Origin of the sequence: Janthinobacterium sp. MP5059B (genome assembly GCF_001758645.1) — a bacterium.
GTDB classification, from domain to species: Bacteria; Pseudomonadota; Gammaproteobacteria; order Burkholderiales; family Burkholderiaceae_D; genus Janthinobacterium; species Janthinobacterium lividum.
This window is the reverse complement of record NZ_LRHX01000016.1, coordinates 839,474-860,143: the sequence shown is the minus strand read 5'-3', so window position 1 is coordinate 860,143 and position 20,670 is coordinate 839,474. Positions and strand designations below refer to the sequence as shown.

At 64.5% G+C, this 20,670-nt stretch carries 18 protein-coding genes; 6 read left to right on the top strand and 12 right to left on the bottom strand.

All coding sequences use genetic code 11. From position 1 onward, the window contains the following. The first annotated feature begins 5 nt into the window (after positions 1-5). The 6 genes from JAB1_RS20910 (at position 6) to JAB1_RS20885 (ending at position 7,245) form a co-directional block, all read left to right on the top strand. Positions 6-731, top strand: a complete 726-nt coding sequence (locus JAB1_RS20910) for an ABC transporter ATP-binding protein (protein WP_217494308.1) — start codon at positions 6-8, stop codon at positions 729-731. Between the two features lie 90 nt (positions 732-821). Then, positions 822-1,436 carry a phenylacetic acid degradation protein PaaY gene (paaY, locus tag JAB1_RS20905; protein ID WP_070281620.1) on the top strand — a complete coding sequence of 205 codons (615 nt, stop codon included), beginning with the start codon at positions 822-824 and terminating at the stop codon, positions 1,434-1,436. 32 nt (positions 1,437-1,468) lie between these two features. Continuing rightward, complete coding sequence (gene paaZ, locus JAB1_RS20900) at positions 1,469-3,520, top strand: phenylacetic acid degradation bifunctional protein PaaZ (RefSeq protein WP_070254573.1); 2,052 nt, start codon at positions 1,469-1,471, stop codon at positions 3,518-3,520. A 404-nt stretch (positions 3,521-3,924) separates the two neighbouring features. After that, positions 3,925-5,187, top strand: a complete 1,263-nt coding sequence (locus JAB1_RS20895; RefSeq protein WP_070281619.1) for a hypothetical protein — start codon at positions 3,925-3,927, stop codon at positions 5,185-5,187. A gap of 10 nt (positions 5,188-5,197) precedes the next feature. Next, positions 5,198-5,605, top strand: coding sequence for a hypothetical protein (locus tag JAB1_RS20890; protein ID WP_070281618.1), 408 nt, complete (start codon positions 5,198-5,200; stop codon positions 5,603-5,605). Positions 5,606-5,670: 65 nt separating this feature from the next. After that, a complete protein-coding gene (locus tag JAB1_RS20885; RefSeq protein WP_070281617.1) occupies positions 5,671-7,245 on the top strand; it encodes a methyl-accepting chemotaxis protein in 1,575 nt (524 codons plus the stop codon). 70 nt (positions 7,246-7,315) lie between these two features. On the opposite strand, the gene JAB1_RS20880 is transcribed toward JAB1_RS20885, so the two are convergent. From JAB1_RS20880 to JAB1_RS20825, 12 genes are all read right to left on the bottom strand, one after another. Next, complete coding sequence (locus JAB1_RS20880; RefSeq protein ID WP_070281616.1) at positions 7,316-8,539, bottom strand: Xaa-Pro peptidase family protein; 1,224 nt, start codon at positions 8,537-8,539, stop codon at positions 7,316-7,318. A 45-nt stretch (positions 8,540-8,584) separates the two neighbouring features. Further along, on the bottom strand, positions 8,585-9,121 hold the full coding sequence (locus JAB1_RS20875; protein ID WP_070281615.1) for a type II secretion system GspH family protein: 537 nt from the start codon (positions 9,119-9,121) through the stop codon (positions 8,585-8,587). Next, complete coding sequence (locus JAB1_RS20870) at positions 9,108-9,491, bottom strand: type II secretion system protein (protein WP_083299877.1); 384 nt, start codon at positions 9,489-9,491, stop codon at positions 9,108-9,110. The genes JAB1_RS20875 and JAB1_RS20870 overlap by 14 nt, the downstream gene beginning before the upstream one ends. 5 nt (positions 9,492-9,496) lie before the next feature. After that, on the bottom strand, positions 9,497-9,979 hold the full coding sequence (locus JAB1_RS20865; RefSeq protein WP_070281613.1) for a type II secretion system protein: 483 nt from the start codon (positions 9,977-9,979) through the stop codon (positions 9,497-9,499). 8 nt (positions 9,980-9,987) lie between these two features. Next, positions 9,988-11,871 carry a secretin and TonB N-terminal domain-containing protein gene (locus JAB1_RS20860; protein WP_070281612.1) on the bottom strand — a complete coding sequence of 628 codons (1,884 nt, stop codon included), beginning with the start codon at positions 11,869-11,871 and terminating at the stop codon, positions 9,988-9,990. Positions 11,872-11,888: 17 nt separating this feature from the next. Beyond that, a complete protein-coding gene (locus JAB1_RS20855; RefSeq protein ID WP_070281611.1) occupies positions 11,889-12,425 on the bottom strand; it encodes a hypothetical protein in 537 nt (178 codons plus the stop codon). Next, positions 12,422-13,042, bottom strand: a complete 621-nt coding sequence (gene pilO / locus JAB1_RS20850; protein ID WP_070281610.1) for a type 4a pilus biogenesis protein PilO — start codon at positions 13,040-13,042, stop codon at positions 12,422-12,424. The genes JAB1_RS20855 and pilO overlap by 4 nt, the downstream gene beginning before the upstream one ends. Further along, positions 13,030-13,572, bottom strand: a complete 543-nt coding sequence (locus JAB1_RS20845) for a hypothetical protein (protein ID WP_034780361.1) — start codon at positions 13,570-13,572, stop codon at positions 13,030-13,032. The genes pilO and JAB1_RS20845 overlap by 13 nt, the downstream gene beginning before the upstream one ends. After that, a complete protein-coding gene (locus JAB1_RS20840) occupies positions 13,563-14,351 on the bottom strand; it encodes a hypothetical protein (RefSeq protein ID WP_139144623.1) in 789 nt (262 codons plus the stop codon). Before JAB1_RS20840 ends, JAB1_RS20845 begins: the two co-directional genes overlap by 10 nt. Next, positions 14,338-16,035: a GspE/PulE family protein gene (locus JAB1_RS20835; protein ID WP_070281870.1), complete on the bottom strand. Its 1,698-nt coding sequence runs from the start codon at positions 16,033-16,035 to the stop codon at positions 14,338-14,340. The genes JAB1_RS20840 and JAB1_RS20835 overlap by 14 nt, the downstream gene beginning before the upstream one ends. A 25-nt stretch (positions 16,036-16,060) precedes the next feature. After that, entirely contained in the window at positions 16,061-17,254 is a 1,194-nt protein-coding gene (locus JAB1_RS20830) for a type II secretion system F family protein (protein WP_070281608.1), read from the bottom strand. Between the two features lie 250 nt (positions 17,255-17,504). Further along, positions 17,505-20,036, bottom strand: coding sequence for a M4 family metallopeptidase (locus JAB1_RS20825; protein WP_070281607.1), 2,532 nt, complete (start codon positions 20,034-20,036; stop codon positions 17,505-17,507). Positions 20,037-20,670 lie beyond the last annotated feature (634 nt).

The window sequence follows — 20,670 nt, the reverse complement described above, 5'->3', positions numbered from 1 at the left end:
TGACAATGGAAAAACCTCAGACTCCGCTGGTGCTCGATATCAAAGGGCTGACCAGCCATTACGGCCGCATCCAGGCCTTGCACGGCATCGACCTGCAAGTGCGTCAGGGCCAGCTGGTGGCGCTGGTGGGCGCGAATGGCGCAGGCAAGACAACCCTGCTGCGGGCGATCTCCGGCGTGCAGCCGATCAGCGCCGGCAGCATCGCCTTCGCCGGCCAGGACGTCAGCCGCATGAGCGCCGACAAGCGCGTGCGCGCCGGCATCTGCCAGGTGCCGGAAGGGCGGCAAGTGTTCGGCCCCATGACGGTGGAAGACAATTTGCGCCTGGGGGCTTTTACACGCCCACCGCAGGACGTGGCCGGTGACATGGAGCGCATGTACGGCCTGTTCCCGATCCTGAAGGAAAAGCGCTTGCTGCTGGCCGGGACGTTATCGGGCGGACAGCAGCAGATGCTGGCCATGGCGCGCGCGCTGATGGGCCGCCCGCAACTGCTGCTGCTCGATGAGCCGAGCATGGGCCTGGCACCGCTCCTGATCGCGGAGATATTCCGCATCGTGGCCGAGCTGCGCGACCAGGGCATCACCATCTTCCTCGTCGAGCAGAATGCGCACGCCGCTCTGTCGATCGCCGACGTGGGCTATGTGATCGAGACGGGCGCCATCACGCTGTCCGGTCCGGGGCCTGAATTGCTGCATAACGAGCAGGTACAGAGCGCTTATCTGGGGATGTGAGGACAGCAGCGGAGGGCCGGGGTCTGACCCCAGTTTTCCGCTGCGTCTGGTAATAACGTGCTTGGCACGAAAGATGAATAGGAGCGCAACATGGTCAAAGTCTACGAAATCAACGGCGTCACCCCCGTCGTCCACCCCAGCGCCTATGTGCACCCATCGGCCGTGCTGATCGGTGACGTGATCATCGGTCCGCGCTGCTATATCGGTCCGCTGGCCTCGATCCGCGGCGACTTCGGCCGCCTGATCCTGGAAGAGGGCGCGAACCTGCAGGACACCTGCGTCATGCACGGCTTCCCCGGCTGCGACACGGTGGTCGAAGTCGACGGCCATGTCGGCCATGGTGCCGTGCTGCATGGCTGCCGCATCGGCCGCAATACGCTCGTCGGCATGAACGCCGTGGTGATGGATAACGCCGTCATCGGCGAGGAATCCATCGTCGCGGCCATGAGTTTTGTGAAGGCGGGCATGATCGTCGCGCCACGCAGCATGGTGGTGGGCACGCCGGCCAAGATCATCCGCGCGCTGACCGACGATGAAATCAAATGGAAAAGCTCGGGCACGGGCCAATATCACGAACTGGCCGTGCGTTCCATGCAGACGATGCGCGAAGTGGAGGCCCTGACGGAAGTCGAGGCCGGCCGCCAGCGCCTGAATTTCGAATCCGCCTTGCCGCTGCATTTGCACAAGAACGCAGCAGCGCAGTAAGCACGCAGTAAACCAACATAGGAGTAAACCACATGGCTCATATATCCACCCTGCAAAGCCTGATCGCCGACCGCTGGCTGGGCGAAAGCGCTGCCGTGCCCTTGCACAGCGCCTTGAACAACCGCGTCATCTATCACACGCATGCGGAAAAGATCGACTTCGACGAAGCCGTCACGTATGCCCGCAAGACGGGCGTGCCGGGCCTGATGGCGCTGGACTTCCAGCAGCGCGCCGCGCGCCTGAAGGCGCTGGCCCTGTACCTGGTCGAGCGCAAGGAAGAACTGTATGCGATTTCGCACCTGTCGGGCGCCACGCGTGCCGACAGCTGGGTCGATATTGAAGGCGGCACGGGTACCCTGTTCGCCTACGCCAGCATGGGCAGCCACGAGTTGCCGTCGTCGAACGTGCTGCACGAAGGCCCGGCCATAGCGCTCGGTAAAAAAGGCGGTTTCGCCGGCACGCACATCCTGGTGCCGCGCGGCGGCCTGGCCGTGCACATCAACGCCTTCAATTTCCCCATCTGGGGCTTGCTGGAAAAATTCGCGCCCAGCTTCCTGGCGGCCATGCCCTGCATCGCCAAGCCGGCCACGGCGACCAGTTACCTGACGCAGGCCGTCGTGCGCATGATGCATGAATCGGGCTTGCTGCCGGCCGGCAGTTTGCAGCTGGTGATCGGTTCCACGGGCGACTTGCTGGACCGCCTGAATGGCCAGGATTTTGTGACATTCACGGGATCGGCCGCCACGGCCGCCAAGCTGCGCACGAATCCGAACCTGATCGCCCAGTCCGTGCCCTTCAACGGCGAAGCCGATTCGCTCAATTGCGCCATCCTGGCGCCGGACGTCACGCCAGACGACGTGGAATTCGACTTGTTCGTCAAGGAAGTCGTGCGCGAGATGACGGGGAAATCGGGCCAGAAGTGCACGGCCATCCGCCGCATCATCGTGCCCGAGCACCTGATGGACGCCGTCGGCACGCGCTTGCGCGAACGCCTGGCCAAGGTGGTGGTGGGCGATCCGTCCATCGAGGGCGTGCGCATGGGCGCGCTGGCGTCGAAGGAACAGCAGAACGACGTGGCCGAACGGGTCGCCACCCTGTCGCAGGGTAATGAAGTGGTGTTCGGCGCGGCCGATGGTTTTAGTCCTTTGGGCGATGGTGCCCTTGACGGCAGCTTCTTCTCGCCGACCCTGCTGCTGTGCCGTGACGCCTTCGGCAACGATGCCGTGCATGACGTGGAAGCGTTCGGCCCCGTCAGCACCATGATGGGCTATAAGGATATCGATGAAGCGCTGGCCCTGGCAGCGCGCGGCAAGGGCAGCCTGGTGAGCACCCTGGTGACGCGCGATCCGAAGATCGCCGCGCGCGTGGTGCCGCAAGTGGCGGCCACGCATGGCCGCGTGCACGTGCTCGAGCGCGTGGCGTCCGTCGATTCGACGGGCCATGGCTCGCCGCTGCCGCAACTGAAGCACGGCGGCCCTGGCCGCGCGGGCGGCGGCGAAGAGCTGGGCGGCGTGCGCGCCGTGCGCCACTACCTGCAACGGGCGGCCGTGCAAGGCTCGCCGACCATGCTGGCGGCCATCACCGGTGAATACGTGCGCGGCGCGGACGTCAATGAAAGCCCGATCCACCCGTTCCGCAAGCACTTCGAGGACTTGAAGACGGGCGACTCGCTGCTCACGCACCGCCGCACCGTCAGCGAAGCGGACATCGTCGCCTTCGGCGGCATTTCGGGCGACTTCTTCTACATGCACTTCGATGAAATTGCGGCCAAGGAATCGCAGTTCGGCAAGCGCATCGCCCACGGCTACTTTGTGCTGTCGGCCGCCGCCGGCCTGTTCGTCTCGCCAGGCGTCGGTCCCGTGCTGGCCAACTATGGCCTGGACAACCTGCGCTTCGTCGCGCCGGTGGCGATTGGCGACACCATCCGCGCCCGCCTGACGTGCAAGCGCAAGGTCGACCGCAACCGCAAGGACGTGTTTGGCGTAGGCCAGGGTGTGGTCGCGTGGGACGTGCAGGTGACGAACCAGAACGAGGAACTGGTGGCCAGCTACGACATTCTGACCCTGGTGTCGAAGCGCGAGTAAGTCCGAGAGTAAGCGTCTCTGGCAGGACTGGTTTGAACGGCGCCGCCCGCGATCTTCGCGCGGGCGGCGCTTTTTTTATGCGGATTCTTTTCGTCTTGAATTATCCATAAGTGTATGAAAAATATAGCCTAAGTGTGGTTTTGCACGGCGTGCTATTTAGATAAACCCCTCTAGAACGCGTGCTTTTTTCATGGAAATGGGCGAATTCGCTCATTGCCTCAAGAAAACTTTCCAACGTAAAACCTTTTCTCTGTAGCATGGTTTTACTCACTGGTCACGCCGCCATGGACGCCCAAGGCGATGGCGGCGCGAAAAAAACGGACCCGGCCTTTTACGGCCGGTGAGCCATCGACCGCGAGTCCCATTCCACGATTAACGGTCACCGCTACGGGTATTTAATTACTATGAATAAACACGTCCTGATTTTCCTGCTGGCCATGCCCCTGGCCATCAGCCATGCCTATGCCGAAGAGGCCCCTGGTCCCGCGGTCAAGATCAGCGGTTACGGCACCGCCGCCATGACCATGGCCGATACCGACAGTGCGCAGTTCGCGCGCCCGAACCAGGCTGCCGGCGCAGGCCACACCGCCCGCACAGGCGTCGATTCCAACCTGGGTTTGCAGGCCAATGTCACCGTCAATCCCTGGCTGTCGGCCACCGTGCAAGGGCTGGCGCGCAAGGATGGCGAAGACGATTTTGGCGCCGAACTGGCGTGGGCCTTTGCCAAGGCCAAGGTATCGGACAGCTTCAGCGTGCGCGTCGGCCGCATGGGCCTGCCTGTCTTCATGATTTCCGATTACCGTAACGTCGGCTATGCCAACACCATGCTGCGTCCGCCCGGCGAAATGTATTCGCAGGTTCCCCTGAGCAGCATCGACGGCATCGATGGCACCTACCAGTTCAGCGCGGGCGACACCAGCATCACCACGCAGCTGGCGCTGGGCCGCACCAAGGCCACCCTGGCCACGGGGCCTGATTCGACCGTGCAGGTGGAAGGCAAGTCCATCGTCGCCCTTAACGTGGTGGCCGAACATGGTCCCGTCACCGTGCGTTTCGGTCGGGCCGAGACCAAGCTGACGATCAATGATTCGCCCAGCCTGAATACCTTGATGGGCAGCTTGCGCGCGGCCGGCAGCGGCTACAAGATCGCCCAGTTGGGCGCCCTGGCCGATGCGCTGGAAGTCAAGGACAAGAAGGCATCGTTTACGTCCGTGGGCCTGGGCCTGGACTGGAACAATGTGCTGGTGCAGTCCGAATATGCGAAGCGCAAGACGGACAGCTATGTCAGCGACAGCACCTCGTGGTACGTGATGGGCGGCTACCGCATCGGCGCCTTCCTGCCGTACTACAGCCACGCCAGCCTGAAGGCCGATGGCCGCGTGAACAACACCGTGCCCGCATCCTGTCCTGCCGGTTATCCAGCCGCCTGCACGCCGACCTTGCGCGCCCTGTCGGCCGGTGTCGACACCCTCGCATATATGCGCAATCAGCTGGAGCAATCGACGGACAGCATCGGCGTGCGCTGGGACTTTCACCGTTCGGCCGCGCTGAAAGTGCAGATCGACCGCATCAAGCCGAAGAATGGCCCTGGCCTGTTCGTGCAAGCCAAGCCGGGTTTCCATGGCCCCGTCACGGTGGCTGCCGCCGCCATCGATTTCGTTTTCTAAGGAGCGCCGCATGAAACCATTGATCTTGAATGTGGCTGCCTTGCTGGCGCTGTCGACCGCTGTTCCTGCCATGGCCGAAGTGGTCGTAGTGGTCAATCCGAAGAGCGCCGCCGGCGCCATGACGAACGAACAGGTGGCGCAATTCTTCCTCGGTAAATCGACGGCCATGACGCCGGTCGATCAGCCGGAAAGCGCCCCCGTGCGCGCGGAGTTCTACAAGAAGGTGACGGACAAGGAGCCGTCGCAGGCGAAGGCCCTGTGGTCCAAGCTGGTTTTCACGGGCAAGGCGACCTTGCCGAAGGAAGTGGCCAATAGCGCCGACGTGAAGAAGGCTGTGGCCGCCGATCCGAAAGCCATCGGCTATATCGAGAAGAGTGCCGTCGACGGCACCGTCAAAGTGGTGCTGACGACGCCATAAGGCCGCCATGACGGCATGCGGCGACGCATGCCGTCTTTTGCACGAGATAACATCAGGAGACAGCAATGAGCATCAAACGCAAGATATGGGCGCTGCCTGTCGTCTCGGCCGTGATTTTCGGGCTGGGGCTGGCCGTCAGCGCCTACCTGTCCACGGCCACGCTCAATTCCATCCACGCCACCGAAAGCGCCGACTATCCCGTGCTCGACATGGCCAAGTCGCTGACCCTGGACGTGGCCGCCGTCGGCGACGCCCTGCGCGATGCCGTCAGTGAAGGCGACAAGGAACGTATCGGGCAAGTCGGCGGCCAGGCAGTCAAGCTGCGCGCCAGGCTGGGCGACTTCGCGGCGATCCCTGGCCAGCGCGAGCAGGGCCTGCGCTTGGCCAGGGAATTCGATGCCTACTATGCGCCGGCCCTGAGTGCGGCGCGCATCATGCTGGAAATGGAAGAGGGCGACCCGCAAGCGACCGTGGCGCGCATGCAGGGGGCGCTGGCGGTGCTCAACACGGACCTGGCAAAAACCAACGAACAGGCGCAATTGCAATTCAAACAGGGCATCGAACGCAGTGCGGCCAATGTGCGCAATGCGCTCAATACCAGCATCGCCGTGGCGCTGGCCGTCATCGTCTGCCTGGTGGCCGTGTCGCATTTCGTCGTGCGCGCCATCTGGCAGCAGCTGGGCGGCGAACCCGAATATGCGCGCCAGATCGCGCGTGCCGTGGCCGATGGCGACCTTTCGATGGAGATCGCCACCGAGGCGGGCGACCAGGCCAGTCTGCTGGCGGCATTGAAGGAGATGCGCGGCCGGCTGGCCGGCATGGTGTCCGGTATCAAGGCGTCGGCCGAAACCATTCAGGTGGCCAGTGCCGAAATCGCCCAGGGCAATGCGGACCTGGCCGCGCGCACGGAATCGCAGGCGGGCAGCCTGGATCAGACGGCGCGCAGCATGGACAGCCTGACCTCCACCGTGCGCGACAACGCCGCCAACGCGGGCCAGGCGCATGAACTGGTGGTGTCGGCATCTTCGGTTGCCGTGAAGGGCGGGCAGGTGGTCAGCCAGGTAGTCACCACCATGGGAGAGATCAATGATTCATCCAGACGCATCGTCGACATCATCGGCGTCATCGACGGCATCGCCTTCCAGACGAATATCCTGGCCTTGAATGCGGCCGTGGAAGCGGCGCGCGCGGGCGAGCAGGGCAGGGGTTTTGCCGTGGTGGCGTCCGAAGTGCGCAACCTGGCGCAGCGCAGCGCGGCAGCGGCGCGCGAAATCAAGCAATTGATCGGCGATTCGGTGGCCAAGGTGAATGTCGGCTCGAAGCTGGTCGACGAGGCGGGTCTGACCATGGGCCAGATCGTCGACTCCGTGAAAAAGGTGGCCGACATCATGGCCGAGATCAGTACCGCCAGCCAGGCGCAAAGCGCCGGCATCGGCGATATCGGCGTGGCCATCGGCAGCATGGACCAGATGACGCAGCAAAATTCCGCGCTGGTGGAGGAAGCGTCGGCAGCCGCCGAATCGCTGCAGGAACAGGCCGTGCAACTGGGCACGGCGCTGGCCGTGTTCAAGCTGGCGCAGGGAGGCGCTGTGTCGGATTACGCGCAGGGCGCCAATCCGACCTGCCTGGCATTGCGGTGATACCAGCTTGACCTGCATGGCATGGCGCAGGTTGGATTAGCGCAGCGTCATCCAACACAAGGGCATCTGTTTACGCGTGCAAGCCGAACGGATCATCGATGCTGTGCGCCGGCTGCGTGAACCAGCGCGGACCGTCATCCGTCATGTAGAAATGGTCTTCATGGCGGATGCCGAATTCGCCGGGGATGCAGATCATCGGCTCGTTCGAGAAGCACATGCCCACGTCGAGCGGCGTCGTGTCATTGCCCACCAGGTAAGGCCACTCGTGGATATCGAGGCCGATGCCGTGGCCCGTGCGGTGCGGCAGGCCGGGCAGCTTGTAGCCGGGGCCGAAGCCATCCGCCTCCAGCGAGACGCGCGCGGCGCGATCCACGTCGCCGCAGGGCACGCCCAGCTGCGCGGCCGCGAATGCGGCGGCCTGCGCCGCCTTTTCGCTGTTCCACACGCTGCGCTGGCGCGCGCTGATCGTACCAAACACATAGGTGCGCGTGATGTCGGAGATGTAGTTCATTACCTGGCAGCCCGTATCGATCAGCACCGTGTCGCCCGCTTTCAAGGTTTGTACGTAGTTGACGCCATGCGGGTAGGCCGTCGCTTCGCCGAACAGCACGATGCAAAAATACGAGCGGGGCGCGCCCACCTTGCGGTGCGCGCGCTGGATGAATTCTTCCACTTCCACCGTCGTGATGCCTTCGTACAGCATGCTGGCCGTGGCCACGTGCACGGCCAGGGTCATGTCCATCACGCGCTGCATGAGGGCGATTTCCGCCGGTGACTTGCGGCTGCGGCAGTACGCCGTGACGGCGCGCGCGTTTTCCAGCGCGTAGCCGGGAGCCAGCGGCTTGATGCCGTCGTAGATGAAGAAGGCGGCGCTTTCGCAGATGCCCACGCGCGGCGGCGCAGCTTCATCCTGAGCTATCCCCATGCGCGCCAGCACGTCGACGAACAGCTGGTACGGGCTTTCATGCTCTTCCCAGCAATTGACCTTGCCTTCGATGAGCATGAAGCCTTGCAAGGTGCTTTCCTCGAAGGCGGGGGCGATGTATTCGATCTCTCCGCTGGCCGGCAGGATGGCGCCCACCATGCGTTCGCTGGCATACCATTTGGTGCCAGTGAAATAGGTGAGATTGGCGCCCGCGTTCAGGTAGACCGCGGCGATGCCCTGTTTGCGCATGAAGGCCTGCGCCCTGGCGATGCGTTGCGCATGTTCGTCCTTGCTGATGGCGACCATGCCGCCCGTCATGTCCGATAGCGATGCCAATGCCTGTTCGATGGAAGTGCCACCTATGCTCATGCCTGCTCCTTTGCTCGATGCTGAATATGGAATGCGGGCATGATATCAGTTTGCGCCTTTCGGCTTGAGCCCGGGCGCGCCGCCGGCGGCATCGGGCGGGGCCAGCACCAGGTCGTGCGGATACGTGAAGTGCCAATCCGCGTAGCGCTGCTTGCGGCGCAGGCTGGCGTCTTCGTCGAGAAAATTGTCCTGCTTGATGGGGAGCTGTGGCGACAGCGAATGGATGCCGACGATGCGTCCCTCCTGCCGCAGTAGCCCCCATTCCGCCTTGCCCGTGACAGGGTCCGCATACAGGCGGCGCAAGTGCCGCCGGGCGTTGGCAAAGCGCGGGTCGCGCAGCAGTTCCTGCAAGGTCAAGGGATAGCGGGGCCGCCCGTCGCCCGGCGTGCTGTCGTAGTAGCGGCCCAGCGCATTGCGGAATTCATGGCCGATGAACAGCAGCTCGCGCTCCTTGTCGCGCCGCGCGGTCGTGGCAAACAGTTCGCTGGCCAGCACCAGGCCCACGCCCATGAAGGCCACCAGCATCAGGGTCCAGATATACGCGAAGCCCCGTGCGCGGTGTTGAAAATCAGAGCTGTTCAAAGGGGATGCCCTCGCGCGTCTTGCCTTTGGCACCGCTGCGCACGTCCGCCACGCCGCCGATCTCGCCATTGGGCGAAGGGATCAGCTGCCAGGTGGAGGCGGACTCCGTGACGGGGTCCAGCGGCACGCTGCGGAAGTAATGGTGGGTCACCAGGTCGGCCAGCGCGGCCGGATACTCGCCCTTGTCGGCATAGTATTTATCCAGGCCGCTCCTGAGCACTTGCAGGTTTTCCTTCAGCGCGACTTCCTTCGATTTTTCCACGGAACCGAAATAGCGGGGAATGGCGATCGTCAGCAGCAGCGAGATGATCGCCAGCACCACCAGAAGTTCGACCAGGGTAAAACCGCGCCGCAGGGATGAATGGGGCATGGGGGTCACCATTGATTGAGCGGCACGCCGTTCAGGCCCACCTTGGTCGAGCGCGAGGCGACGTCGAACACGTCCTCGCCTTCGCTGGGATTGTCGGGCGGCGAGGCATAGGCGCGCTTGCTCCAGCTGTCGGCGGCGCTGCCTTCTTCCCTGGGCTGGAACGGGTCGCGTGGCAGGCGGCGCAAAAAATAGATGTTCTGCTTCGAGACGCTGCGCTGATCGGGCACCCCCTCGACCAGTTCCTCGAGTTTTTTCGGGTAGCCGGAAGCGCCCAGCGACAGCTTGATGCGGCCATTGTCCGAAGCGCGCTTGTAGGCATCGATGGCCTCGCGCATCTCTATCAGGGCGCTGCGCAATTGCTGTTCCTTCGCCCGTTGCAAGGCCACCTGCGCCATCGGCACGGCCACTGTGGCCAGGGTCGCCATGATGGCCAGGGTGATCATCAGCTCGATGAAGGTAAAGCCCCGCTCTTTCACTGGCCACCTCATTGGCCACCTCACTGGCCACCCTTGACCGTGGCCTTGTCGCCGGCGGCAGGTGCTTCGTCTCCACCCGTCATGGGCGAGCCGGTGCGCGGCGCGGCCTGTTCTGGCGCGGCGATAGCCTCGGGGGAGCCGCCCACGCTGGCGCGGCCGCCCACGGATGTCTCGGTGCCGGAATTGAATTCGGCCGTCGTCAGGTCCGGGCGGCGGATGCTGCGCAGCAGGCGCGGCGTGATCGACAGCACGATCTCGCTGCGCATGGCGTCGTCCTTCTGGCTGCCGAACAGGCGGTTCAGCACGGGCAGCTCGCCCACGCCCGGCACCTTGTTGGCCGTACCGCGGTCTTCGTCGCTGATCAGGCCGGCCAGCACCTGCGTTTCGCCATCCTTCAGGCGCAGCACCGTGGAAGCGCTGCGCGTGCCGATCTGGTAAGCCTGCGTGCCCGTCTTGCTGATCACTTCCTTGACGACGTTCGACACTTCCAGGTTGATCTTGATGGCCACTTCGTCGTCCAGGTAGACGTTGGGTTCGACGTCGAGCTTCAAACCCACGTCGATGTAGTTGACGCTGTCGGAACTGACGCCGTTATTCGTCGTGACGGTAATGACTGGCACGCGGTCGCCGATGAGGATCTTCGCCTTTTCCTTGTTGCGCACGCGGATGCGCGGATTGGCCAGGATATTGCTGTCGCTGTCTGTCTTGTTGGCGTTCAGGGTCACGCCGCCGATGCCCAGGTTGATATTGTCGCCATTGATGCGGTGCAGGTCCGCCACCTTCAGGCCGCCGAGTCCTCCCGTGCTGCCTGCGACGCCGGCCAGCGTCAGGCTGGCCTGGTCCGGCCAGCGCACGCCCAGTTCCATCAGGCGCGTGCGCTTGACTTCCAGCACTTCCACTTCCAGCATCACTTCCGGGTCGGCCAGGTCTTGCACGTTGATGATGCGTTCGGCCATGCGCACCATTTCCGGCGTATCGCGCAGCATGATGATGCCCAGTCGCTCGTCGGTGACGACGTCCTTGGCCTTGAGCAGGGTCTTGATGGAGAACGCCACCGTCTTGACGTCGGCATTGGCGAGGAAGAAGGTGCGTACCACGAGCTGCTGGTAATCCTTCACCTTTTGCGGCGTGTTCGGGTAGATCGTGATCGACTTGTCGCTGGTGACGCTTTGTTCCAGCTGGTTGGCGCCTAGCAGCATGGCAATCGCCTCTTCGATGCTGGTGTCGCGCACGGAAATGGTGGCGCGCAGGGCGGGATCGACTTCCTTGTCGAAGACGAAGTTCAGGCCCGACACCTTGCTGATGAAATCGAACACGGAACGCAGCGGCGCGTCGCGAAATTCCAGGGTGACTGGTTTCCTGTAGGCGGCCGCCAGCTTGCCGCCGGCCGGCAGACTTTTGGATTGCGCCTCGCCGATGCGGCTTTTCAGGGCCAGCGCCTCGCGCTGTGCGGGGCGCTCCTGCAGCACCTGGCGCAGGGCTTCCTGCGCCTGTGCGATATTCGCTTCGCCGCCGCGCTGGTAGCTGGCCTGCGCTTCCTGCACCAGCTTGTGATGCCGTTCATCCTGCACCACGCCGGCCAGACCCCGCTGCGCCACGTCGTTGCTGGCGTCCAGCGCGAGCGCCTGCTGGTACAACGCCTGCGCTTCGGGCAGCTTGCCCTGCTGGCGCAGCGCCTCCGCAGCGCCATTCAGCTTGTTCAGCGCGCGCATCCTGCCATTCGTGACGGCGATACGGTACTTGGCGTTGGTCGGCTCGGCCTGCGCCGCCTGTTCCAGCAGGGCCAGCCCCTGTTCCGTGCGGCCCGCGCCCAGCATGGCCTGGCCATCGTTATAAGCCTGGTTGCCGGCGCAGGCGGCCAGCAGGGACAGCACCGGCAGCAGGGTGAGGATAGTACGAGACATATGTGCGGCGCGTCGTTTCAATTGAGGTCCCCTACGGCGAGTGTCTGTTTCAGGTTGAGCGGCAGATAGGTAAATTGCAGAGAACCCTGCACCACGCCATCGAAGCGGTAGCGCTCTTCGAGCGTGTCTCCGGGGCGTGCCACCACGTTGCGTTCGCCCGCCTGCAGGAAGTAGGCGGCCTTGCCTTCGTCGACAAAGCGGCCCAGGAATTGAAATGGCAGCGGTGGCGGCGCGTTCGCATCCACGCGGGCTGCGGGTAGTGCCGCCTGGGCTGCCTGCTGGTCGAGCATGATCTTCTTCGGCGTCTCCGGCTGCCAGCTCTGCTTGGCGAACAGGGTCGCTGCTTCGTCGTCATCGAGTCCCCGGCGCGGTTCGATGGCCAGCGCACGATTGGTTTGCGCAACGGCGGCTGCGGCGAGGGGGGCTGGTGCCACCCGCTCCACCTGGCGCGTGGTGGCCGTGGCCGGTCCCACGATGCTGCCTTCATCCTCGGGCGCGAAGAGGGCGGCCAGCAAGGTCGCCACGGCGGCGCCTCCCAGTACGGCTTTTTTCATCGGTGCACCTCCGCCTTTTTCACCAGCAGGATGAACTGGATGCGCGCGTCGATCTCGCCCGCCTCGATCTGCTCGCGCTTGAAGAGCACGGAGTCGAGCGTCAGGGTGGGCAGCGCCTGCAGGGCATCGACGATAAAGGTCTGCAGCTGCGCGTATTCGGCTTTGACGGGCAGGGTGATCTGGTAGCGCAGGAAGGCCGTGTTGCCGTCTTCCTGCGGCTTGTAGTCGGCCTTGGCCAGGGTGACACCGCTCTTTTGCGCCACTTCCAGCAAGGCCTTCAATTGGTCGGGAATGCTGTCATGCGCGGGCAGGTAGGCGTGAAAGGCGGCCAGGCTGTCCGCATCGGCATCGAGCGTGATGGCGGCCGGCGGCAGCGCCGATTGTCTGGCAGCAGCGGCCAGTTGCGCCGCCAATTGCTGCTGGCGTGCGGCCAGCGCATCGCCCTGCTGCATGGCGAAAGCGGCCAGCGCCAGGCAGGCCGCGCCGAGGGCGCTGGGCCAGCCGAGGGTGCACCACAGCCGTTGCGCTTCCCACGCCAGGCGCGGCGGCATGCGCAGCTGCAGGCGCGCGCGGGCCACCGGCGTGCTGGCTTTGAATACGGGTTTTATTGCCGCCATTGCGCCTCCAGCTGAAAACGATAAGGGTGTTCGGGGGCGTTCGCGTTCATTTCATGCTTGAGCAGATACACGGAGCTGAACATGGGCTGCTGGTTCAGGAAAGCCAGGTAGTTGAGCATGTCCTGCGGCGTTTCCGCCTCGGCGGCGATCTTCAGGACGCTGGCGCCATCCTGTCCCTGCTGCGCGTTCAGGTCCAGCCCCAGCAAGGCCACGCGCACATCGCGCGGCGCCTGCACGGTCTTGACCAGGCGCGTGACGGGCAGGTTAAGCTGGCGCACGGCGGCGGCCACCTGTTTCAGTTCGATGTCGCGTTCGCGCTGCTGGCTGGCGGACAAGGGCGCGCGCACGGGACGCGCGGGCTGCAGCTGCGCCAGCTGCGCTTCCAGGCGCCGCGTTTCCTGTGCCTGCACCAGCCAGTACACGGCGGCCGGCAGCAGCAGCAAGCCGCCCGCCAGGCACAGGGCCAGGCGCCAGCCCTTGAACGTCTGCACTGCGCCGGGCGCCAGCAATTCCAGGCGGCTCAGGCCCATGCGGCCTCCCGCATCAGGTGGGCGGCGCCGGCCACGGGAAGGGACTGGAAGCGCGCCGGCAGCTCGTCCTGCGGCATGCCGCTCAAGTCGAGCAGCGCCACGTGTTCGATCGCGTCCAGCTGTGGTGCGCGCAAGTTCCAGCGCCGCCACGCCCGATCCAGTTCGTCGCCCCAGGCGGGGCCGCAGGACTGGCTATGCAGGCCCGTGATGCGCCCGCCGCCCGTCGTTGCCAGCAGCAGCCGTCCCGCTTCCACTAGGGCGAAGGCGGCAGGTTTGCCGCCAGCGATGCTGCGCCAGGCCGGCCCGACGATGGGTTCGAGGGACAGGCAGCGCCGTCCATGCGTGGCCGCCGCATCCTGCACGCCTTGCAGTAGGGCCGCATCGATGCCGCAGGCCAGGCGTGGCTTGCCATAGGGCGCATCGTCGGCAGCCAGGCGCCAGGCGCGCGCGCCATCGCCGTAGACGGCGGCAAACTGGCTATGCAGGAAGCGCTGTGCGCTGGTTCGGTCGAGCAGGGCGCCGCTCCACGGTACCATCAGCATGGCGCACCAGCGGCTGGCCAGGCTGACGGCCAACGGCAGTTTTTTTTCACTGTGCTGTTCGAGCCAGCCGCGCAGGGCGGCCAGCGCCACTTCCCAGCTGGCGTCGGGGTTCGCAATGGGCAGGTGGAAGGCGCTGTCGGGCACGGGACGGCCGGCGCGGCGCAGCACGCCGTCCAATCCGTGCGGCGCCAGGTGCAGGCACAGGGTGGCGCGGGTAAGGCGTTCAATAAGTGACACGATTGAGCTCCGCTAAAGTGGTTTCGCCGCGCCGCACCAGGTCCAGGCCCGCTTCGCGCGCCAGGCGAAAGCCGTTGCGCGCCGCTTCTTCCTTCATCTGGCTCAAGGGCGCCCGCGTGCAGATCATTTCGCGCATGGCGTCGCTGAGCATCAGCACTTCGGCGACGGCCTTGCGGCCCTTGTAGCCGGTGCCGCGGCAGTGGCCGCAACCCTTGCCGGCCATGAATTGCCAGTCCTGCACCTGGTGCAGGGCCAGGCCGCTGTCGCGCAGCTGCTGCGCATCGGCCAGCACCTCGGCGCTGGCATCGACGGCGCAATGGGCGCAATTGAGGCGCAGCAGGCGCTGCGCCACGATGCCGTTCAGGGCCGCCGCAAAGCTGTAGGCGTCGACGCCCATGTGCAGGAAACGCCCGACCACATCAAAGACGTTATTCGCGTGCACGGTGGTAAACACCAGGTGGCCCGTGAGCGCGGCTTGCACGGCGATCTGCGCCGTCTCGTCGTCGCGGATTTCGCCGATCATGATCTTGTCGGGATCGTGGCGCAGGATGGAGCGCAGGCCGCGCGCGAACGTCAGCCCCTTCTTTTCATTGACGGGGATCTGCAGCACGCGCGGCAAGCGGTATTCGACGGGGTCTTCGATGGTGACGATCTTGTCGCGGCCCGTATTGATTTCCGTGATGGCCGCATACAGGGTGGTGGTCTTGCCGGAACCCGTGGGCCCCGTCACCAGCAGCATGCCGTGCGGCTTGGCGGCCAAGCGGCGTATCTGCTCGATGGCGTCCTCGTTCAGGCCCAGGCTTTCCAGGCGCAGCGCCTGCGCCGCTTCCGTCAGCGCGCGTCGGTCCAGCAGGCGCAGCACGGCGTCCTCGCCAAAGATATTCGGCATGATGGAGACGCGAAAGTCGATTTCCGCCCCTTTTACGCGCACCTTGAAGCGGCCGTCCTGCGGGATGCGCCGCTCGGCGATGTCGAGATCGGCCATGACCTTGATGCGCGAGATGATCTGCTCGGCCATCGCCAGTCCCTGCACCTGGCCCGCCTGTACCAGCACGCCGTCGACGCGGTATTTGATGACCAGGCTGGCCACGTCGCATTCGAGGTGGATGTCGCTGGCCTGGAATTTCAGGGCATCGTAGATGGTGGAGTTCACCAGTTTCACCACCGGGCTGCTGTCCTCGCTGATGCGGATCAGCGAGATATCCTCGATACTCTGGTCGAGTCCCGGCACGTCATCTCCGTGCTGCATTTCCTGCATCGCCTGCTGCACGCTTTCCTGCTGCAGCAGATAGGCGGCCAGGTCGTCCGGGTGCGCCAGCGCCACCGTGAAGGGCGTGGACAGGGCGAATTCGGCCCACTGCAGCAGGTCTTCCGCAAACGGGTTGCCGATGACGAGCACGGGCGGCGCGCCGGGCACGCCCGGTTGCAGCAGCACGCAGTCGCGCTGGGCGCAATCCGTGTAGGGCAGCAGGGCAAAGGCGGGCAAGGCGGCTTGCAGCTCGGCCATCGTCCAGGCCGGGTAGCGGAACAGGGCGGCCAGCTGGCGCAAAAAGACTTCGGGCGGCAAGGCCGCCATTTCCTGCAGCACGGCCATCCGCGGGCGGCCCTGTTCCAGCGCGCTGGCGTGGGCCCGGCGCAGCATGGCAGCATCAAGCACGGCCCGTTCTTCGTCGCGCGCGTTCATGGCAGGCACCACATGGTAAAAACCGTCACGATAAGCTCCCGGCCAGTTCAAAGATCGGCATGTACATCAGCACCACGACGCCGCCGATGACGACGCCGATGATGGTCATCAAGAGCGGTTCGAGCAGGCGCGAGGCCCAGTCCACCCAGCGGGCGAATTCCTCGTCGTGGAATTTGGCCGAGCGTTCCAGCATGTCACCCAGGCGGCCCGTGTTCTCGCCCACTTTCAGCAGCGATTGCGCCACCGGCGTGGCCATGCCGGCGTGTTCCAGCGCGGTGGAAAACGGCATGCCTTCCTGCACCGCGCGGCGCGCCTGCGCCAGCTGCTCCTGCTGCGCCGGCAGCAGCATGGGCGCGACCATGGCCAGCGCCTTGTGCAGGGGGATGCCGGCGTGCAGCAGCAGGCTGAGAGCCCGATAGAAGCGGGCCAGGCGGAATTCGGCAGCCTTCTCCGCCAGCACGGGCAGGCGCAGCAGGCGCAAGACCAGGGCCTGGCGCGCGCCGGCATTGGCGATGCCGAAGACCACGGCGGCCACCACGGCGGCCAGCGCGCTGGCGCACAGCAGCGGATGCGCGGCCAGGGTCTGGCCAAAGCCGAGCAGCATTTGCGACATCCAGGGAATCTCGCGGCCCGAGCTTTCGTAGACGACGCTGAATTTGGGCACCACGTAGCCGAGCAGGAACAGGGTCACCAGGCCGCCGACGACGAGCAGCATGCACGGGTAGATGGCGGCGGAAATGAGTTTCTTGCGGATGGCGTCGAACTGCAGCTGGTAGCCGACGAAGCGCGCCAGCGCCTCGGGCAGGTTGCCCGAGCGTTCGGCCGCATGCACGGTGGCGATGTAAATGTCGGGGAAGATGTCGGGGAAACCGGCCAGGGTGTCGGAAAAGCTGAGGCCCTGTTGCAAGGTGAGCACGATGGCGGCCAGGGTGGCCTTTGCGCTTGGCCGCGTTTCCTTGTTATGCAGAGTGGCCATGGCCTCGCCCAGGTTCAGGCCCGCTTCGAGCAGGGCCAGCAGCTCCTGGCTGAATTGCAGCAGAGGCAGGCCCTGTTTGCCGGGACGCAGCGCGACGCCCGTCTCCTGCGCAGCGCCAGCGTCGACGGCCAGCACGCGCCAGCCGCCGCGCACGGCCGCGCGGATCGCTTCGGCCTCGCTGGCGGCGTCGATGGCCAGCGCCTGGCTGCCCGCCGGGCCCTGCACCTGAAGGTGGAACTGCATCGTCGGCTCAGGCGAGCATGGCGAGGGCCTGGGGCGTGAAAATGGGGTAAGCGGAAGAAGGGAATGCGCGTGCGGACAAGGTCGAAGTAGGCATCGGTCAGGAACAATCCAAAAAAAAGTTCAATTCGTCGCGGGTACCAGCAGCAGGCAAGATGCAATCACTGCCTCAGGGTAGACTGGAATTGCCAGGAAATCAATCGTGCCGTGCGGGCAAGCCTTGTCGCGATGGCTTGCCCGCATGTTCAGCCGCTTACTGGGTGACCAGGCTGACCTTGTCGATCACGAACGAGGTTTGCAGCGATGCGTCCTCGGTCGCGGCAAACGAGATCTGCACGGTCTGGCCCTTGTAGGCGATCAGGTCAAACGTGCGGATCTGGTAGCCGGCAGCCTTGTTCACGTTCGAGTACGAGGCCAGGGTGCCCAGCACCGTGCCGGCGCTGTTCTTCACGGTGACGACCAGCTTGTCGTACACGGTATTGCCCGTTTCCGCCGTGTCGATATGCAGCGCGAAGGTCAGGCTGGCCGAGGTGGCGGCGGCCGGAATGGCCACGCTTTGGGTCAGCGATTCGCTGGCCGTCGTGCCATTGCCGCCCAGCCAGGCGTACTTCGTGCCTTCGTACGCGGTTTGGCCCGTGAAGGTGCCGATGGCGCCCGTGGTGCCGCTCCAACCCGTTGCGCCGGACTCGAAGCCGCCGTTCGTCACGCGTTCGGTGGCGCTGCTCGTGCCCACCGTCAGCGTGGCGTTGTTCGACGTGGCCGTCACGGCAGGCGAGGACGAATCCGTCACCGTGGCCTTGAAGACGGCGCCGCTGTCGGCCGCTACGGTCGTGAAACTGTAGGCGGGCGACGTGGCGCCGCTGATCACGGCGCCGTTGCGGTACCACTTGTAGGTGTACGGTGCCGTGCCGCCGCCCGCGCCCACGGCGAACGAGGCGATGGCGCCCGGTGCGACGGTGATGCTGGCCGGCTGGCTGGTGATGGTCACCGCGCCGCCCGTCGTCGATTCATCGACGTCGGCGCCCACGTTGATGGCCGCATACGCGCGCTTGACGGCGATCGCCTCGGCGCTGCCCACGCCATACAGTTCCTCGGCTGCCAGCAGCACCTTGTTGCGCGCGTCGGCGTAGTTGGTCGACGAAGTGAACTTGGTGGTGGCGGCCTTGAACCAGATGCGGTAGGCCTTGTCGCTGCCGATACCGGTCATGGCCAGCGGGCTTTTGTTCAGGTAGGAGCTGTAGTAGTCGCTGCTGGACGTGGAGTTCGACCCTTGCGACAGGAAGTAGAACATGCGGTTGTTCGGGCCGCTGCTATAGTGGACGTCGAGGTTCTTGATGGTGCTGCTCCACGCATTCGGGCTGCTGCCATCCTTGCTTGGCTTGTACAGCCAACGCAGCGGCTGGCCATTCTTGGCGATTTCCTTGCCCGTCATCCAATCGTTGCCCGTGTTGGGGATCGTGGTGCCCGTGCCGCCGGCGCGCGCATACGCTTCCACCATTTCACCGGCGATGTCCGAGCTCGATTCGTTCAAGCCGCCCGACTCCTGCGAGTAGATCAGGCCCGAGGTGGCGTCCGTGATGCCGTGGCCCATTTCGTGGCCGATCACGTCGATGGAACCGAGGTTGTTGAACGAGCTGCCGCCGTCGCCGATATACATGCACTTGCAGCTGCTGTCGTAGTAGGCGTTGTCGTAGGCCGTGTTGACGTGGGCGGCGATGTGGGTAGCCGTGTTGTTGCCGTCCAGGCTGGACCAGCCCAGCACATTCTTGTGCGTGTCGTAGGTGTTCATCAGACCCCACATCGCGTTCACGGCCGCCGTCTGGCCATTGGCGTTGGTGGTGCTGCCGCCGTTGATGTATTGCTGGCCGTCGCCCCAGGTATTGCTGGTGCTGCTGTACACGCTGCCCGAGCTGGTGCCGTGATTGGCATTCGTGATGGCCATGCCGCCGAAGCTGCCGCCCGTGCCGCGGCTGGGGTCCTTCATGGTGTAGGTGCTGCCCGTGAGCGTGGTGTTGAGCGGTACCTGGCCGTTGTACTGGCTGTTGCCGATGCCGGCCACGGTTTTCAGGGCTTTCCATTGACGCAGGATGCGGCCATCCTTGGCGCTGACGACGGTGTCGTAGTAGACGGGCTTGTTACCGCTGATCATGCGCGTCTGCACCAGATAGGCCAGCTCGTAGTGGTCGACCACGTCCTGCACGTCGAGGGCGTTCAACGCGGCTTCCGATTTGTTCTCGGCGCCGGCCACGCGCACGGTTTTCATGACGGGGTAGATCAGCAGTTGCGCATGCGGCGGCACGTGGTCGACGGCGCGCACGCCGATGCTGTCCACGGCGGCGGCGATGGCTGCCGCCGCGCTGATGGCGGGCGTGGTGTCGATATCGGTGGTGGCGCTGCGGGTGACGGAATTGACACCGCCGCTACCGAGGCCGGAAGCGCGGTCCGACACGGATTCGCTGACGATGTCGCCGGCGCTGTTGCTGACCACGACCGTTTCGGAACCGAAGACGGGCAAACCCTTGTAGGTGTGCTGCACGCGGCTCACGCGTGTGCCGCTGACGCCAGGATGCTGGGCGCCGACGGCAAAGCCATGTTCGGTATTCAGGCCGCGGCTGCGCGCCTGCGCAGCCAGCTTGTTGACCAGGCTGGCGGTCTCTTGTGGAGAAGCCAGGGCGACCGGGGCGGCCATCAGGGTCTGTGGCAGCGGCGTGGCGGCGTCTGCCGTGGTAGCCATCAGCGGCAGGGCGGCGATGGATGCGGCAACTATCGTCAAACGTAAATTCATTTCTGCTCCATGGTATCGGTTAAGGAAATGGTGAATGAGCTGGCCGCGATGCCTGATGGCCACCCCGGCGTGCCTGACAGGCGGATAGCCTGCCGTTTTGTGGTGGCATGACGCCGGGTAGGGCGACACTAAACTTGTCGATATCGCCATGTCAAAAAATTCAAGAAATGGGTCACTACGCGAATTTTTGTTAAGAATTGAACATTTATCGGTGCTACATCAGCGCAAAGTTTGATCTACCACAAGCTGTAACTTTTGTTTTGGACTACTTCCCCTAATGGCGCGTTCTGTTGGAAAAACACTGTTGCATTTTCTAAATGTTGCGATCTACACTAGGTATTCGCGTGGCCCCAACGGACCAGGCGAAGACAAAAAAAGCGCACGCGGCAATGACCGCGTCCAGATACAGCGCATCGGGAAAAAAATTCGGGAGTTTCACATGACGTCAGTTCTGTTTTCTGCTGTTGGTTTCAGCCATTTCCCCTCTGGAGCGGCATTCATGCTGCATCCGCCTTCCTAGCCGCCGCCAGCCGGCTCTTCCCCCGCGAGGGGGTTCTTTTCCGCGAGTCCGACCACGCCGCCCGGCGCGGCCGCTGGCGCAGTGCATCCTTTTTTCAGGAAGGGTTGCCGGCTC